Origin of the sequence: Nocardioides sp. Bht2, from assembly GCF_047308515.1 — a bacterium.
In the GTDB taxonomy this organism is placed as follows: domain Bacteria; phylum Actinomycetota; class Actinomycetes; order Propionibacteriales; family Nocardioidaceae; genus Nocardioides.
In genome coordinates, this window is the sequence record NZ_JBLBWI010000007.1 from 76,302 (window position 1) to 92,677 (window position 16,376).

Annotated in this window: 16 protein-coding genes; 7 read left to right on the forward strand and 9 right to left on the reverse strand. The window is 68.2% G+C overall.

The features are described from left to right. The 7 genes from ACLM5J_RS11335 to ACLM5J_RS11365 form a co-directional block, all read right to left on the reverse strand. On the reverse strand, nt 1–462 hold the full coding sequence (locus ACLM5J_RS11335) for a helix-turn-helix domain-containing protein (protein WP_413656516.1): 462 nt from the start codon (nt 460–462) through the stop codon (nt 1–3). Nucleotides 463–524: 62 nt separating this feature from the next. Continuing rightward, entirely contained in the window at nt 525–863 is a 339-nt protein-coding gene (locus ACLM5J_RS11340) for a DUF3024 domain-containing protein (protein WP_413656517.1), read from the reverse strand. A gap of 133 nt (nt 864–996) precedes the next feature. Continuing rightward, on the reverse strand, nt 997–2,070 hold the full coding sequence (gene ychF, locus ACLM5J_RS11345; RefSeq protein ID WP_413656518.1) for a redox-regulated ATPase YchF: 1,074 nt from the start codon (nt 2,068–2,070) through the stop codon (nt 997–999). Between the two features lie 139 nt (nt 2,071–2,209). Next, complete coding sequence (locus ACLM5J_RS11350) at nt 2,210–3,199, reverse strand: TIGR03557 family F420-dependent LLM class oxidoreductase (RefSeq protein ID WP_413656519.1); 990 nt, start codon at nt 3,197–3,199, stop codon at nt 2,210–2,212. Between the two features lie 108 nt (nt 3,200–3,307). Further along, the gene (locus ACLM5J_RS11355; protein WP_413656520.1) at nt 3,308–4,078 is read right to left on the reverse strand and encodes a heme ABC transporter ATP-binding protein; all 771 of its coding nucleotides are present in this window, start codon (nt 4,076–4,078) and stop codon (nt 3,308–3,310) included. After that, a complete protein-coding gene (locus tag ACLM5J_RS11360; RefSeq protein ID WP_413656521.1) occupies nt 4,075–5,151 on the reverse strand; it encodes a putative F420-0 ABC transporter permease subunit in 1,077 nt (358 codons plus the stop codon). The genes ACLM5J_RS11355 and ACLM5J_RS11360 overlap by 4 nt, the downstream gene beginning before the upstream one ends. Nucleotides 5,152–5,155: 4 nt before the next feature. Further along, nucleotides 5,156–6,154, reverse strand: a complete 999-nt coding sequence (locus ACLM5J_RS11365) for a putative F420-0 ABC transporter substrate-binding protein (protein WP_413656522.1) — start codon at nt 6,152–6,154, stop codon at nt 5,156–5,158. 178 nt (nt 6,155–6,332) lie between these two features. On the opposite strand from ACLM5J_RS11365, the gene ACLM5J_RS11370 reads away from it, so the two are divergent. Together ACLM5J_RS11370 and ACLM5J_RS11375 are read left to right on the forward strand one after the other, a co-directional pair. Continuing rightward, nucleotides 6,333–6,818: a PH domain-containing protein gene (locus tag ACLM5J_RS11370; protein ID WP_413656523.1), complete on the forward strand. Its 486-nt coding sequence runs from the start codon at nt 6,333–6,335 to the stop codon at nt 6,816–6,818. Then, on the forward strand, nt 6,815–8,446 hold the full coding sequence (locus ACLM5J_RS11375) for a PH domain-containing protein (protein ID WP_413656524.1): 1,632 nt from the start codon (nt 6,815–6,817) through the stop codon (nt 8,444–8,446). The genes ACLM5J_RS11370 and ACLM5J_RS11375 overlap by 4 nt, the downstream gene beginning before the upstream one ends. Here the strand turns inward: ACLM5J_RS11375 and ACLM5J_RS11380 are convergent. Further along, nucleotides 8,430–10,289: a CocE/NonD family hydrolase gene (locus ACLM5J_RS11380; RefSeq protein WP_413656525.1), complete on the reverse strand. Its 1,860-nt coding sequence runs from the start codon at nt 10,287–10,289 to the stop codon at nt 8,430–8,432. The two genes, ACLM5J_RS11375 and ACLM5J_RS11380, sit on opposite strands and share 17 nt — an antisense overlap. A gap of 111 nt (nt 10,290–10,400) precedes the next feature. Between ACLM5J_RS11380 and ACLM5J_RS11385 the strand changes: the two genes are divergently transcribed. The 5 genes from ACLM5J_RS11385 to ACLM5J_RS11405 all read left to right on the forward strand — a co-directional run bounded on the left by ACLM5J_RS11385 (nt 10,401) and on the right by ACLM5J_RS11405 (nt 15,699). Beyond that, the gene (locus tag ACLM5J_RS11385; protein ID WP_413656526.1) at nt 10,401–11,189 is read left to right on the forward strand and encodes an exodeoxyribonuclease III; all 789 of its coding nucleotides are present in this window, start codon (nt 10,401–10,403) and stop codon (nt 11,187–11,189) included. A 200-nt stretch (nt 11,190–11,389) separates the two neighbouring features. Further along, on the forward strand, nt 11,390–11,698 hold the full coding sequence (locus ACLM5J_RS11390) for a hypothetical protein (RefSeq protein ID WP_413656527.1): 309 nt from the start codon (nt 11,390–11,392) through the stop codon (nt 11,696–11,698). Nucleotides 11,699–11,758: 60 nt separating this feature from the next. After that, entirely contained in the window at nt 11,759–12,913 is a 1,155-nt protein-coding gene (locus tag ACLM5J_RS11395) for a DNA recombination protein RmuC (RefSeq protein ID WP_413656528.1), read from the forward strand. Between the two features lie 3 nt (nt 12,914–12,916). After that, nucleotides 12,917–13,348 carry a DUF6542 domain-containing protein gene (locus tag ACLM5J_RS11400; RefSeq protein WP_413656529.1) on the forward strand — a complete coding sequence of 144 codons (432 nt, stop codon included), beginning with the start codon at nt 12,917–12,919 and terminating at the stop codon, nt 13,346–13,348. Next, on the forward strand, nt 13,345–15,699 hold the full coding sequence (locus ACLM5J_RS11405) for an EAL domain-containing protein (protein WP_413656530.1): 2,355 nt from the start codon (nt 13,345–13,347) through the stop codon (nt 15,697–15,699). Before ACLM5J_RS11400 ends, ACLM5J_RS11405 begins: the two co-directional genes overlap by 4 nt. Here ACLM5J_RS11405 and ACLM5J_RS11410 read toward each other — a convergent pair. Further along, nucleotides 15,659–16,282, reverse strand: a complete 624-nt coding sequence (locus ACLM5J_RS11410) for an L-threonylcarbamoyladenylate synthase (protein WP_413656531.1) — start codon at nt 16,280–16,282, stop codon at nt 15,659–15,661. The genes ACLM5J_RS11405 and ACLM5J_RS11410 overlap by 41 nt on opposite strands. Between the last annotated feature and the right edge of the window lie 94 nt (nt 16,283–16,376).

Here is a 16,376-nt window from a genome sequence, read left to right on the forward strand (position 1 = left end):
CTAAACAAGGAGCTTCCCGTTGCTGTAGGTGTCCGCCAGATGCTGGATGAACGCCTTCTCCTGGTCAGTAAGGGCTTCGTGATCGAGGTGTCGCCAACCGCGCTCGTAGAGGTTGAGCGCCTCCGTCTCGGTGATCGCGGTGCCGGCGTCGGTCTGCCATGCCAGAGCACGAAGGCCGGGATAGTCGCCGACCGTGATCTTCGCCGGGTCTGCCGATGGAGCGTCGAGGATCGGGACGACGAGATGAAGTCCGAGTGCGGCCGCAACGTTGACGTAGGCGCCGATCGTGACCGAGGGGTTGCCAACCTCGATCCTGTGCAGCGTGACACGCGAAACGCCAGCAGCCTCGGCACAGGCGACGGCCGTGACACCGAGCGCCTTTCGGCGTGAACGCAGCCGGGCACCCAGGCGTTCGAGATCTGCCTGTTGTTCCGGACTGGTGTAAGGGCTAGCGGCTGGCATGTTTCTCATTTTAATCAATCGCCGCTTTGTGTCAATAATGAGAAACCATTGGGTTCGGTGGGTCAGCCTTTGAAGATGCCGGTCGGGTCTTCGTCACACTCCGCCGACAGGCGCTCGATCGGCTGGTGAGGCTCCACCAGGTCGTAGCGATGGGCTCGGGAGTTTCGGTCGAACCAGTACAAGGTCCAGCCCAGGGTCTGCTCGTCGTACTTGATCCGAGCTTGCGGCACCTCTATCCACCACGAGCTAGGTTCCGGATTCCACGGCGCCTGGTACTCGACGATCGTCACAGCGCGACCACGTACGCGATGCTCCACACGCACCCGGTCCAGCAGCTCAGCCGGAACCTGCTTCTCACAGAACCGTCGAATCCGCGAAGCACCGTCCTCGGGGAGAGCCATGTCCTCAGTATCTGACGCGTCGCCTCTCGGATCGGGTAGACCCAGTCCGGGAGATCAGTGCCAGGAGCCAGAACAGTGCCGCCCGCACTGGGCCGCCTTCCGCCCCAAGGTCTGAACTGCGGCCGTGCGGCCGTCAGACGTTGAAGCGGAACTCCACCACGTCGCCGTCAGCCATCACATAGTCCTTGCCCTCCATGCGGACCTTGCCGGCCTCCTTGGCCTTCTGCATGGTGCCGGCCTCGACGAGGTCGTCGAAGGAGACGATCTCGGCCTTGATGAAGCCCTTCTGGAAGTCCGTGTGGATCACGCCGGCGGCCTCGGGCGCGGTGTCGCCCTTCTTGATCGTCCAGGCGCGGGTCTCCTTGGGGCCAGCGGTGAGGTAGGTCTGGAGACCGAGGGTGTCGAAGCCGACGCGGGCCAGGATCTCCAAGCCAGGCTCGGTGACGCCGGCGTCTGCCAGGAAGTCGGCGGCCTCTTCCTCGTCGAGCTCGATCAGCTCCGACTCGAACTTCGCGTCCAGGAAGATCGCCTCGGCGGGCGCGACCAGCTCGCGCATCTTCGCCTTGAGTTCTTGGTCCTGCAGCTCGTCGGCGTCACAGTTGAAGACGTAGATGAACGGCTTCGCGGTCAGTAGCGACAGCTCACGGAGCAGCGAGCGGTCGATCGACGTCGCGATGATCGGGGTACCGGACTCCAGCGCCTCCTGAGCAGCCTTCGCCGCCTCCAGGTTCGGGACCAGGTCCTTGTTCTTGCGCGACTCCTTCTCGAGTCGCTGCACCGCACGCTCGACCGTCTCCAGGTCGGCCAGGATCAGCTCGGTCTGGATGGTGGAGATGTCGTTGCCCGGGTTCACTTCGCCGTCGACGTGGGTGACGTCCTCGTCGCGGAACACCCGGGTCACCTGGCAGATCGCCGAGGACTCGCGGATGTGGGAGAGGAACTTGTTGCCCAGGCCCTCACCCTGCGATGCGCCGCGCACGATGCCGGCGATGTCCACGAACTCCACGGTCGCCGGGAGGATCTTCTCGGAACCGAAGATCTCCGCCAGCTTCGCCAGCCGCTCGTCGGGCACACCGACGACGCCGACGTTGGGCTCGATCGTCGCGAACGGGTAGTTCGCCGCGAGGACGTCGTTCTTGGTCAGTGCGTTGAAGAGCGTCGACTTGCCTGCGTTAGGGAGTCCGACGATGCCGATGGTGAGAGCCACGTCGGCAGATTCTACGGGCCGTGGCTCCGGTTGACGCCATCGGCGCTGCCTCCGGCGGGACGGACGGTCCGACGTCCGCTATTTCTGCGCCGTCCCGCGCTATTTCTGCGCCCTCGGGGCTATTTGTGCGCCCTCGGGGTTAGAGGGACGGGAGGACGTCGCGGCCGAAGGCGGTCAGGAAGGCGGCGTGGTTGCGGCCGACGTTGTGGACGAAGACGCGGTCGTAGCCGAGGTCGAGGTAACGCTGGATCTCGGCGCGGTGGACGTCGGGATCCTCGCTGATCGGGAGTCGCCCGGCCAGGTCCTCAGGACGGACCAGGCGGGCGATCTGCTCGATCATCGCCGGCGAACGCAGGTCACCACGGGCGAACCGCATCGCACCGATCGGGTAGCACTCCAGCGCCTGCGCCAACGCCGCCTCGGCGGTCTCGGCCCAAGAGACGTTGAGGTGCAGCCACTTCGGCATCCCTGCCGGGTCCTTGCCGACCTCCTGCGCCCCGATCCGGAACCGGTCGATCACCAACGCCGCCTGGTCGTACGGGACGCCGACCGCCAGCAGGCCGTCCGCCGACCGGCCGGCGCGCTTGGCCGTCACCGGTCCTCCGGTCGCCACCAGGACCTGCGGGACGACGTCCGGCATGGTCCACAGCCGCGTGGTCTCCAACTGGAAGTGGTCACCCGAGAAGCGCACGTCGCGCCCCGCCGCCGACGCCGCGAAGAGTCGCTTGATCAGGTCGACGGCTTCGAAGAGCCGGTTGATCCGTTCCGGGGCTTCGGGCCAGTAGCCGCCGGTCACATGTTCGCTCAAGGCCTCCCCAGCGCTGACGGTGAGGAAGTGCCGCCCCGGGTGGAGCGCGGCCAGGGTCGCGCTGGACTGCGCCAACGCAGCCGGATGCACCCTGTGTCCGGGCACCGCCATCCCCGGCCCGAAGTCGCCGCTGGTGTGCTCAGCCAGTGCACCGAGCACCGCCCACACGTTCGGTGCCTGCCCGAGGCTCGGCAGCCACGGCTGGAAGAGGTCGGTGACCAGGCTGCCGTTGAAGCCGGCCGCTTCGGCGAGCACGGCGAGGTCGACCGCCTCCCGCGGGCGCACCCGATCCGTGGCGGTCACATACCCGATCCGGCCCATGCCGTCCTCCTCGCTGCTTGCGCGCTCATCGTAGGCACCCCGCGACGTCATACGTTGCGAGGACCCGCTCCCGCCACGTATGACGCCCCAGCGTGCAACGGGCAGCGGTCAGGAGAAGGCGATCAACGGCCGGCCGGTCCTCGGATGGGTCAGCACGTCAGCCTCCACTCCGTAGACCTCGGCGATGAGCTCCGCTGTCAGGACGTCGCCGACCGGACCCACCGCGCGGACCCGACCATCGGCGAGCACCACCACGTGGTCGCAGAAGGCCGCCGCCAGGTTCAGGTCGTGCAGAGCTGCCAGCACCGTCATCCCCTCGCCGGTCAGCTCCGACAGCAGGCGCAACGTATGCAACTGGGCCCGCACGTCGAGGTGGTTGGTCGGCTCGTCGAGCAGCATCAGCGACGGCTGCTGCGCCAATGCCCGCGCCAACTGCACCCGCTGCTGCTCACCACCCGACAAGGTTCCCAACTGCCGGTGCTCGAAGCCCTCCGCGTCAGCTCGCACCAACGCCTGCGCGACAATCGCTTCGTCGTCCGCACTGCCCAGCGACCAGACGCTCTGGTGCGGCGTGCGGCCCAGCTCGACGGTCTGCCGCACGGTCAGCGCGAACTCGCTGCGCACCTCCTGTTCCACCAGAGCCAGCCGGCGGGCCCGGTCGCGACGGCCCAGCGCGAAGAGATCCTCCCCCGCCAGATAGGCCAGCCCGGAGCTGCGCGGCCCGGCGCCGGATAGGGCCCGCAACATGGTGGACTTCCCGGCCCCGTTCGGGCCGACCAACGCCGTGACCGCACCCACTGGAACGCTGAACGCGACGTCGTCGACCAGCCGCCGTCCGCCGATCTCGACCGAGAGCCCACAGACCTCGAGCCGACTCACGCGCGGTCCCGGTTCCGCAGCAGGATCAGTACGAAGATCGGCGCCCCCACCAACACGGTGAAGATCCCGACCGGCAACTCCCGCGGCTCGAAGAGCGTCCGGGCACCGGTGTCGACCCAGATCATGAAGATCGCACCGACCAACGCTGAAAGCGGCAGCAGCAACCGATGCCGCGAACCGACCACCAACCGCACGGCGTTGGGCAGCACCAGGCCCACGAAGCCGATCGAACCACTGACCGAGACCATCGCGCCGGTCAGCAGCGCCGTCCCACCGAGCAGCAGCCACCGGGTCCGCGAGACGTTGATCCCGAGCGCCGCAGCCGCGGTGTCGCCGAAGGCGAACGCGTCGAGGACACGGCCGAAGACGACCACCGGGATGCCGACCAGAAGCAGGGTCACCCAGGCCACCTTGACCGTCGACCAGTCCGCACCGGCCAGCGAACCCAGGAGCCAGTTGAGGATCTGACGGTAGGAGTCTCCCTGGGTGTTCCAGAAGATCACCAACGAAGTGATCGCGCCGGCGAAGGAGGAGACCGCCAGGCCGGCCAGCACGGTGCGGCTCGGCGTGATCACCCCGAGAGATCGCGCCAGCATCAACGTTCCGACCAAGGCGATCATCGCGCCGGTGAACGCCGCCACCGTCACCGAGACGGCCAGGCCGGTCAGCAGCACCAGGACTGCACCGAGCGACGCTCCCGCCGAGAGCCCGAGCAGGTAGGGATCGGCCAGCGGGTTGCGGGTCAGCGCCTGCATCACCGCACCGCTGACCGCCAGTCCCGCGCCGACCGCTGCCGCCGTCAGCACCCGCGGCAGCCGCATCTCCCATACGATCCCGTCCCGGAGCAGGCTCAGGTCGCTGTCGATCAGGTTGAGGTGGTCACCGATCGACCACCACACCTCCCGGACGCTCAGGTCCGCGGCACCGATCGTGACCGCCACCATCACCGAGGCGAGAACGCCCAGGAGCAGCAGCGGCATCACCAGAGCGAGGGCGGTCCGCGGCCGGTCGCGCAAGACGGCGCCCCGCACCGAGGCGCGGGGGGCCGGTCGTTGCAGGGACGGCGCGCTCATCGGCTCAGTCCTCCAGCAGACCCAGGGTCTCGAGCTGGCTGGCCAGGTCACCAGCGGCCGCGACCGAACGGACGCCGGCCTCTGCTGCCGGGAACGGGATCACCAGGTACCGCTTGGCCTTCACCGCGGAGAGGTTCTTGGTCGCTGCCGAGCTCTCGAGCGTCTTGATCTTCGCCGCAGCGGGGTTCCACGCGGCGTCGACGAGGACGATCACGTCAGGGTCGGCGTCGACGATCGACTCCCAGCCGTACGAGGTCCAGGTCGACTTCGTGGTGACGATGTTCTCCAGCCCGACGGCGTCCAACACCATCTGCGGGGCACCGATCGTGCCGCCGACGAACGGGGTGTCCTCACCCGAGGACCACCACAGCGCCGTCGTGCCCGCCACTGCCTTCTGGACCTTGGCGAGTTCCTTCTCCTGCTCGCTGATCAACGCTTCGGCGCGGTCGGCGACGCCGAAGACCTGACCGGCCTCACGGAACTGGTCGAAGAGCAGGTCGAAGGTCATCTTCTTCGGCTGGTACTCCGGCGCCTGGCAGGCGGACGGCGCCACGTAGCTGGCCACGCCGAGCTTGGCGAGGTCATCGCGCTTGCCCGCGGTGTCGGCGGCGAGGTTCGACTCCCAGCCGGCGAAGACGAAGTCGGGCTCGGCCTCCAGCACGACCTCCTTCGACGGTGCCTGGTCAGACAGGTTCTTGAGCGCGGCACCCTCACTGGCGTAGGCGTCGAGCAACGGCCCGTCGCTGAAGGCGGTGCCGACGATCCTGTCGCCGAGACCGAGCGCGAGGGCCAACTCGGTGGAGCTGGACTTGATCGTCACGATGCGTTGCGGGGCGGCGTCGAGCTTCACCGGGGTGCCGCAGTTGTCGACGTCGATCGGGTAGCCGACGGCGTCGCCGGAGCTGGTCTCCGGCTTCTTGTCCTCGGCGCACCCGGTGAGCAGGGCGGCACCGAGCAGGACGACAGCAGGCAGGGCAAAGGCATGACGGGACAGACGGTTCACTGATTCTCCGGAGGTCAGCGAGCTCCTCGGCTCGCGGGCAGGGCGGGACAGCGTCCGCGATAAGCCGCGTACGCAGTGGATCAACCGCCCCAAGTCCGGGAATGGTGGGCGTCGGACGAAGCACCGTCCGACGGATCGTGGAAACTCTAACTGATCGGTCACCAGGCAGGATGGGCGCGTGAGCACTTTGCCCGAGCCCCTGCACCAGGTCTCCCCCGACGCCGTCCGGATGTGGCGGACCACCGCCTGGCTCGGCGTCCTGGTCTCCGCACTGATCGTGGCCGGGCTCTGGATCTTCCTGCCGTCCTGGCCGTGGTGGGCCTGGCTGCTCGCCGCGGTCGTGCTGCTCGCCGAGATCGTCTACGCCGTGGTCTCCCCCGGGCTGCGCTATCGCGTGCACCGGTGGGAGGTCACCGACGAGGCCGTCTATACCCGGACCGGGTGGCTCAACGTCGCCGTCGCGATCGCGCCGCTGAGCCGGGTGCAGACCGTCGACCTGCAGCAGGGCGCGATCATGCGGCTCTACGACGTCGCCTCGGTCACCGTCACCACCGCCTCCGCCGCCGGGGCGATCGCCATCGAGGGTCTGGACACCGCCACTGCCCGCGAGGTGGTCGCCCACCTGACGACGGTGACCGCCGCCAGCGAAGGCGACGCGACGTGAGCGAACTCCCCGACCCCGCGCCCGAGACCCCGGAGGAACAGGAGTGGCAACGCCTGGATCCACGTGTCCTGTTGATCGGGCCGTTCCGGGCCGCTCGCCAGTTCGTCGTCCCAGCACTGGTCGCCTTCATCGGAATCGGCAGCCAGCAGCCACGGGCCCTGCTGCTGCTCACCCCGGTCTTCATCCTGGGCTCGGTGGCACTCGGCGTGCTGCCCTGGCTGACCACGAGGTTCCGGATCGAGCCGGACCGGTTGGTCGTGCACACCGGACTGCTCAACCGTCGCCAACTCACCGCACCGATCGACCGGGTCCGCTCGGTGGATCTGGAGGCGTCGCTGTTGCACCGCCTGCTCGCCCTCCGCAAGGTCGAGGTGGGCACCGGGGTCGACGACAGCAGGATCGAACTCGACTCGCTCTCCGCCGACCAGGCCGAGGAACTGCGGCGCCTGCTGCTGGGGCGGGTCGACGCGCGCAACGACGCCGCCACCGCGCTACCGGAAGCGGTGGCGTCGGACGATCCGACGCTGCCACCGCGCCCCGGCCCGACGGTAGAGGAGGTGGCCCCGCCGGTCGTCCTGGCCACCCTCGACCCACGGTGGGCCCGTTTCGCGCCCTTCAGTCTGGCCCGGCTCGCTGTGGTCGCCGGCCTCCTCGGTGTCCTCACCCAACTGGACCTGCCCGTCATGGAGACCGGCGAGGAGATCTGGGACTGGGTGGTCCGTGGATCGATCCTGCTGGTCGGCTTCGTGATCGTCGTGGTCCTGCTGGTGGTGTGGAGTCTGGGTACCGCCGCGAGCTACCTGATCACCTGGTGGGACCTCCGTCTGACCCGTCACGAGGGCAATCTGGTGCTCACCCGCGGCCTCTTCACCACCTCCTCCACCACGGTCGAAGAGGTCCGGATCCGCGGGGTCGAGGTGCGTGAGCCGGTGCTGCTCCGCGCCGTCGGCGGGGCCGAACTCAAGTCCCTGGTCACCGGCCTCAACGAGGGTGTCTATCCGGTCCTGCCGCAGTGCCCGCTCGAGGTCTCCCGGACGGTGGGTGCCGCCGTCCTGGCCGCTGGCGACGCCGCCCTCCACGAGTCACTTTCCCCTGCGCCACAAGGCGATCAGCAGGCTGACGACGCGCAGTTCAGGACTCCGCTCATCGCTCCGCTGACGCCGCATGGCAGCGCCGCGCGCCGCCGGAGCCAGGTGCGTGGCCAACTGGTCACCACAGGTTGGCTGCTACCGGTGGCGGTCTTCGCGAGCGCGGCCGACGTGATCTCCGTCCTCCCTGCCATCCTCATCGTGCTCGGCGCGGCAGCGCTCGGCGTTCTGCTGGGCGCGATGCGCTACGCCCACCTGGGCCACCTGATGACGCCGACCCATCTGGTGGTCGGTCGCGGCACCCTGACCCGGATCCGCACGGTCCTGGCCCACGGCGGGGTGATCGGTTGGGTGATGAAGCAGAGCTACTTCCAACGACGTCAGGGATTGGTCACCCTGGTCGCCACCACCGCAGCCGGCGAGGAGCACGTCGAGCTGCGCGATGTGGACCGGAGCGTCGCCATTCAGCTGCTCCGGTCCATCACGCCGATCACCACCGCCGCGGAGTTGGCCGGCGCCGACCTCAGTTCGCGACCGTGAGGTTCAACGTGCTGCCCGGCTGGACGGTGTAGGCACCGCCCAACAGTTCGACCAACTTCATCGGCGGCGGCAGCAGGTGCGGCGTATCGCCGGTCTTCACCTTCAGCCGCAGCCGGTGGCCGGCCGGCACAGTGACGAACGACGACCGGATCTCGATGTCGTAGCGGGTGGTGGCGCCGGTCGGCACCGGGCTCGCCGATGCCTGCGTCAGCGGGTGGTACGGCACGATCCAGTCGTTGCCCGCGGCCCAACTGCGCTGGGTGTCCAGGGCACGCAGCGAACCCAACTGTGCGCCACCGGTGATCAGCCGCTGCGACCCGTTAGGCGCGACGTCGTAGACCTCGGTGACGAACATCGTCTCGGGACGGTTCGAAGTCGCCTTCAAGGTGAGCGACATCGGCCCCGAGAGCCGGAGCGGCGCCGTCAGCGGAGCCGTGTCGTAGGTGGCGTCGCCGGGCTGTAGCAGATCCAGAAGCCCTTGCAGCAGAGGCGCGGAGCCACAGAAGTCCACGAAAGCCCGGAGCGCGCCCGCCGCCCACTGGTTGATCGCCTGGTTGCAGGCCAGGGAGAGGCCCTTGAACCAGATCGTCTGGTTCATGCCGGCGACCTGCCCCGCGGTCAACCGCTGGCCCGGCGAGAGGTGCAGCCGCTGCACCTGCGCGGCTTCGGACGGGAAGGAACCGACGCGGTAGGAGGCGCCACCCTCTTCCAGCACCTCGAACGGCTTGGTGACGTCGGCGATGCCGGTGTCGACACCCTTGAGCCAGTACTCGAACCAGGCCAGCTTGATCCGCTCGAGATCGATCCCCTCACCCTGGTTGCCGTGGTCCCACGGCCCCCAGAGCAACTGGTACTTCGACGTCGGGGTCTGGTTCGGCAGCATCGGCGCGTTCACCGGTCGGCCCGCCGCCGCGTTCTGCAATCCGCTGTACAAGAAGGGCTCACCACGCTGGAAGACGTCGTACTGACCGCCCACCACGTAGGCCGCGACGCCGTTGTCGACGACCTTCTGCAGCACCCGCTGCGGAGCCCGTTGCTGCCAGTACTCCGAGTCGTAGACGCGGCCCTGCTGGAAGAGCACGTTGAGACCGGTGGTCAGTTCGAAGGGGATCGCCGCAAGGCCGTGCGAGAGCGCCAGCCGGAGTGCGTCGAAGGGGTTGCTGCGGCGTTCCAGCAACGGGCTGAAGGTGCGGAGCCCGAAGTAGGAGGCGATCAGCCCGAGGCTGGACTCCATGTTGACCACACCGCCACTGACGAAGAGGTCACGGTACGGGTCGGCCGCGGTGAAGACCGGGAAGATCGCCTTCAGCGGCGACCCCGGGCCGACCTCGGAGGCGGTGAAGACCTGGTCGATGCCGAGGTAGGAGAAGCCGGTCGCGCCGACCTTCCCGTTGCTGTTCGGCAGTGCGGCCGCATAGTCGACCAGTTCGGCGCCGTCCTCGGCCTCGACCTGGCCGAAGAGTTGCGACTGCCCCTCCGATCCGCCGGTGCCCGCGACGTCGACGGTCAGGAAGATGTAGCCCCGCTTGATCAGGTACTCGCTCACCTGACCGTCGATCGTCTTGCCGTAGGGCGTCTGCACCAGGATCACCGGGAACGGCCCTGGCGCGGCCTCTCCGGTGGCCGGGTCCGCCGGAGCGTGGACGGCGCCACGCAGTACCCGGCCGTCGCGCATCGTGATCGGGATGTCGTCGGTGACCACCACGTCATAGGTCGCCGGTCCGGGCTCCCATGCTGTCGGCGGCGCCGCAGCACTCAGCGAGCCCGGCGACGCCAGGCTCGGAACGGCAATCAGCAGGGCGACCGCAAGCAGGCGGACGAGGACCGCGCGAATCATCGACATGTACAAGTAACGAGAGTTCGAACAATGAGTTACAGATCACATTCAGGCGTCGTCCATGGGGCCTCGAACCCACGCCGTCAGCGGCGGTCCACCTCAACTAGAGTTCGCCGGGTGCGTATCGCCACCTGGAACGTCAACTCCCTCCGCTCCCGCATCGGTCGCGTCGAAGCTTTCTTGGAGCGCCACGACGTCGACGTCCTGGCCATCCAGGAGACCAAGGCGAAGGAGGAGCAACTCCCCCTGATGGGCCTGCAGTCGATGGGCTACGAGGTCGCCGCAGCCGGGTTCAGCCAGTGGAACGGCGTCGCGCTGATCAGCAGGGTCGGGTTGGACGAGGTGACCGTCGGGTTCCCGGAGATGCCGCACTTCGGTGAGCCGCTGGCTGCCGAGGCCCGGGCGATCGGCGCGATCTGCGGCGGCATCCGGATCTGGTCCCTCTATGTGCCCAACGGCCGCAAGATCGACGACCCGCACTACACCTACAAGCTCGAGTGGCTCGAGCGCCTGCGCGCCGCCGCCGGCGAATGGATCGACGGCGAGACCGCCCTGGTCGGCGACTGGAACATCGCGCCCCGCGACGAGGACGTCTTCGACATGAAGCAGTTCCGCAACTCCACCCACGTCACCGCGCCCGAGCGCGCCGCGTTCCAGAGTTTCCTCGACGACGGCTTCGTCGACGTCGCCCGGGAGCACACCCCCGGCCCGGACTCGTACACCTACTGGGACTACTACCGTCAGCGCTTCGAACGGAACCGTGGCCTGCGGATCGACTTCGTCCTCGGCTCCCCCACCCTGGCGGCCCGGGTCACCCACGCCTTCGTCGACCTCGACGAGCGCAACCCGGCACTCGGCGACGGCAAGCCGTCGGACCACGCACCCGTGATCGTCGACCTGGCCTGAGGCCGTTCGGCGGTCCTGCGGGGCTAGCCGGTCCGGGTCCAAAGACCCAACCACGTTGGCCGATCGGGCAGAGATGCCGAGCCGGTCGGCTGCTGGACAGCCGGCTGTTTTGTAGCTGACATGACAAGTTCTGGGGTTACTTGTCGCCAGCGCACCGAAACCGGCCCGCGGGCGGTCGGACCCGTTGCAGGGTTGAGGTTATGGCTACCGGATTCCACGCAGTGATGGCGTCGACGACCTCACCTGGAGTGACCGCACTGGGTGCGGTTCACCACCCGACGGTGAACACCGCCCTCGAAAGTATGTTCCGTGCGGCAGCGCCGTACTTCATGACCGACTCCGGCTGGACCGTCAGCCTCAGCACCGTCTCGCACGCCGCGGAGATCAGCATGCTGGAGATCGTCAATCCGGACGGCGACCACACGGTCTTCTCAGTCTGGGCCTGCTCCCAGATCCGCTGCACGGTGATCGGGAACCGGCGCATGCACTCGGTCCCCGTGCCCCGCTGATCCGCCCTTGCCGCCGGGTGCTGCGGAGTTCTGTCGGAGGCCCCAGGCAGGCTAGGCCATATGGAGATCGTGCTCTTACTTCTCGGCGTCGTGCTCGGTGTGCTGATCGGTGCCGGCGCGATGGCCCTGCGGCACCGCATCGTCGCTCCTGCCCTCCCCGAGCAGGCTGCCGTCACCGCATTGGAACGTCGGATCAGCGACGACGCCCTGGTCCGGGACGGCCTCGCCCGCCTCGGTGACCAGCTCACCGCCCTCGAACGTGACCGGGCAGCCGGCCAGGCCCAGTTGCGGCAACAGGTCGAGGATGTCCGCCAGAGCGCCAGCGAGCTCCGCCGCGAGACAACCGCCCTGGGCACCGCGCTGCGCAAACCCCAGGTGCGCGGCCGTTGGGGCGAGCTCCAGCTGCGCCGCGCCGTCGAGCTGGCCGGGCTCGTCGACCGCTGCGACTTCTCCGAGCAGGCCAGCTTCGACGGCGAGGACGGCGTGCTGCGCCCCGATCTCCTGATCCGGCTCACCGGCAACCGCTGCGTCGTGGTCGACAGCAAGGTGCCGCTCGACGCGTTCCTCGACGCCACCAGCACCGACGACGCCGACACCGCGCTCCACCACTTCGAGCGACACGCGCGCCAGGTCCGCCAGCACGTCGACGCGCTCAGCGCCAAGCAGTACTGGCGTGCGGTACCGGCCTCCCCCGAGTTCGTCGTGCTGTACCTCCCCGGGGAGTCCTTCCTCTCCGCTGCCCTCGACGCCGACCGCGCCCTGTTGGAGTACGCCGCCCAACGTCAGGTGGTGCTCGCCACCCCGACCACGCTGATCGCGCTCCTCAAGACCGTCGCCCTCGGTTGGAGCCACGAACAGATCGCCGACCGGGCCCGGGAGATCCACGAGCTGGCGCGCGACCTGCACGCCCGCCTCGGTGTGATGGGTGGACACCTCGACAAGCTCGGCCGCTCCTTGAAGTCGTCGGTCGAGGCCTACAACGCGACGGTCGGCTCCTTGGAGAACCGAGTTCTGGTGACGGCGCGCAACTTCGACGACCTCGGCGTCGGAAGTCGGGGCAGGCTCGATCAGCCGACTCCGGTCAAGGAGGAACCCCGGCCACTGACGGCCCCCGAACTCTCCTCAGCGCACCCGAATCTCAGCAACCTCGACGACGCGCGCTCGTCTCGCCACGGGGATCGTCCCTCGTCTTCGGGCCTATCACCGCTAGGGTGAAGCGTGACGAGAGCGCGAACCATCTGGGAGGAAGGCACCGAACCCGGTCGCCAGGTAGTCCTTCTCGGTTCCGCTCTCACCCTCGTCGCCACGGTCGCGAACCTGGTGATCAGCCAGGAGATCACATGGATCTTCGACATCGCCTTCGTCGTCGTCAGCATTCTCGTCTCGCTGCGAGTCCGTCCGAGCGACTTCCTCACGATTGCGATGTTCCCGCCGATACTTATGATCGTGACCTTCTTCATCCTCGCCATCGTCGGACCGGGCACCATCGCCCACTCCGGCGATGGCGTGGTCCAAGCCTGGGTCAGCGGACTCACCCACCACGCCGGGGCGCTTGCCATCGGCTTCGCCCTCTGCCTGACCTCCCTCGGCATCCGGCAGCGTTTCCTGACCCTGCATCGGCCCCTGCACCACCCCGAGAACGGTCGATGAACGTCTCTGCCCAGCACCCTGCCCGGGTCGCCTACGACTACGCGCTGGTCGGCCTCGCAGCCGCGTTGGTCTTCCTCGGCTTCGTCGAATGGTTCGACCAGCTACCCGACCTGCGCCTGATCGCGCTGGTCGGTCTGGCGGCCATCCCGGTCTTGGTCCGGCACAGCATGCCGGTGGCGGCCTCGTCGTACTCCACGACCATCGGACTCGCGCCCGCGGTTCTGTACGCGAGCGACTTCGAGCGGACCAGCCACATCTTTCCGCTGTGGGCCGTGATCCTGGCGGCCAGCTATCCCTTCTTCCAAGGCGATCCGCTGACCGGTGCGCCCCGCACCGCGATCCAGATCATCGCCGGATTCGTGCTGGTAGAGGTAGCCGCCCCCATCGACTTCGCACCGCATCCCTACGACCGGGTGATCGCGGGCATCGGTGCCTACCTCGTAGTGGTCTGGCTCCTCGACCTTCCCCGCAACCAGGCCCAGCCTGACGGCCGACGCGAGAACGACCTCAACCTCAAGAGCCTGCTCTGGGCACTCGTCGCGCTCCTCTACTCGGCGAGCCTGCTCGCCACCCTGCGCCTGCTCGCCGACGGCCCGGACCTCACCCCGCGCGTCGGTGCCGCCTTCCTCCTCGCCGTCCTGCTGATCTGGCTGACCGTGCTGATCGCCACCCTCGACACCGCGAGTCTCAGCGTCACCGAACTGACCCGCGCCGCGACGACGATGCCCTGGCCGAGCGGACGTATCGACGACATGCTCCTGCATTCGGCCGAGCACGGGACGAGGGCCCGCGGAGCCCGGTTCGCCCGCACCCCCGGCCCGCGCGGTTCACTCAGCATCCCGATGAACGACGGCCGGTTCCTCGTCCTGCGACGGGGTCGCGGAGATCTCTCCTTCCGTAAGCGTGAGGAGGAGCTGGCCCGCTCACTCGTCGCGATGGCGGACGCCTCACGGCACCAGGCCGCCCACGAGCAGCGCCTGCAACACGCGGCCCGTACCGACGAGCTCACCGGCCTGTGGCGACTCCCCCACTTCACCGAGACCGTCGAGCAGACACTCAGCAAACTCGCACCGGGCGAACGGATCGCGGTCTTCTTCATCGACGTCGACGGCTTCGGCGAGATCAACAAGCACCTCGGTCACTTCAACGCCGACGTCGTCGTCCGTCAGCTCGGCCAACGGCTACTGACGGCGCTCGGGCCCGGCACCACCCCCGCCCGGTTCGGCGGCGACGAGTTCCTGGTGCTGATGAAGAACGCGCACAGCGCCGCGCACGTCGAGTCGACGCGGCACCGGATCGCCACCGCGATCCGGCAACCGATCACCGTCGACGGTTGGGTGCTCCAGGTCAACGCCACCATCGGCAGCGCGATCTCCGGTGAGCCGCACCCCCACCAGTCCCCGACACACAAGGGGCAGGAACCTGCGGCCCAGGCCTCTGGGTCCCAGACGCACGATCAGCTGATCGAAGAGGCCGAGCAGGACATGCGGCTCCGCAAGGCCCGTGCGATGGAGTACAACCAGCCCCGCTGGGCCGGCGAGATCGACCTGATCCGCGACCTCGTCCATGATGGCGGGATCAGCGTCGCCTACCAGCCGATCGTCGACCTGCGGACCGGTGGGCTCTACGGCTACGAGGCCCTGATCCGCGGTACCCACCCCAAGTTCGGGCAGCTCTCCCCGCTCCAGATCATCGGCTCCGCGATGCGGCTCGGCATCCTCGACGAGATCACCGAGATCGTCGCCGAGCAAGCGATCAGCACGGTCGCCGAACTCTCCGAGCAGTTGGGCCGCCGACTCGCCCTCTCGCTCAACATCGAGTTCCAGCAGCTGAACTCGACCAATCCCACCCTGGACTGGCTGCGCACCAGGCACCGCGGGTTGCCGATCGACCTGGTCCTGGAACTCTCCGAACGCCAGATCGGCGACTGGCACACCCTGCACAACGAGCTGGCCCAGAGCCTGCGCGACGACGGCATCGAGATGGCGATCGACGACTTCGGCGCCGGCCACGCCAGCTTCGCCATCGTCAGCGAATGGGACTGGCGCTGGGTGAAGCTCGACCGTTCCTTCTTGAACCGGATGGGCCAGCGCGGATCGGTGATGTTGCCGCACGTGGCGCAGATGCTGGCCGACCTCGGAACCGTCGCGGTGATCGAGGGAGTCGAGACCCGCGCCCAGCTCGAGCTGGCCCACGAGCTTGCCGTCCCGTTGGCTCAGGGCCTCAGGTTCGGGGCCCCACAGCCAGCTGCCGAGATCCTGGCCCGGCCCGAGGTCCACGGGCTCGGTGCCGACGAACTACTGGCCGCGCTCAACTCTCGAAACGGCTCGGATCACCCGCACCGACCCTGAGCACCTCCGGAACCTTCTCCGAAAGATCCACCACGGTGGTCGGCACGGCCGGGCTCTCCCCCGCCTCCACCACGATGTCGACCTGGTGGTCGAGCTCTTCTTTGATCTCCCAGCCCATCGTCCGCGGCTCGCTCTCGCCGGGCAGGATCAAGGTGCTGGTCAGCATCGGCTCCCCCAACTCGGCGAGCAACGCCTGAACCAGGGTGTGCTCGGGGATCCGCACCCCGACCGTCTTCTTCTTGGGGTGCATCAACCGCCGCGGCACCTCACGGGTGGCCGGCAGGATGAAGGTGTACGGCCCCGGAGTACAGGCTTTGATCGATCGGAACGACGCGTTGTCGACCTGAACGAACTGGCCGAGTTGCGCGAAGTCACTACACATCAGGGTGAAGTGGTGCTTGTCGTCGAGATCGCGGATCCGCAGGATCCGGTCGCGTCCGTCGCGGTTCCCCAGCTGGGCACCGAGCGCATAGCCCGAGTCGGTGGGATATGCGATCAGCTGATCGTCGCGCAGGGCTTCGACGAGCTGGGCGACCAGCCGCGGCTGGGGGTTCTCGGGGTGAACGTCGACGTAGCGAGCCATGACCCGAGCCTAACCACATGCGTCACATGGCTAGAATCACGCCTGCGGCGCCTCGGGGGAGGGAGCCGCGCGTTCTGTCCCCTGCTAAGGACTC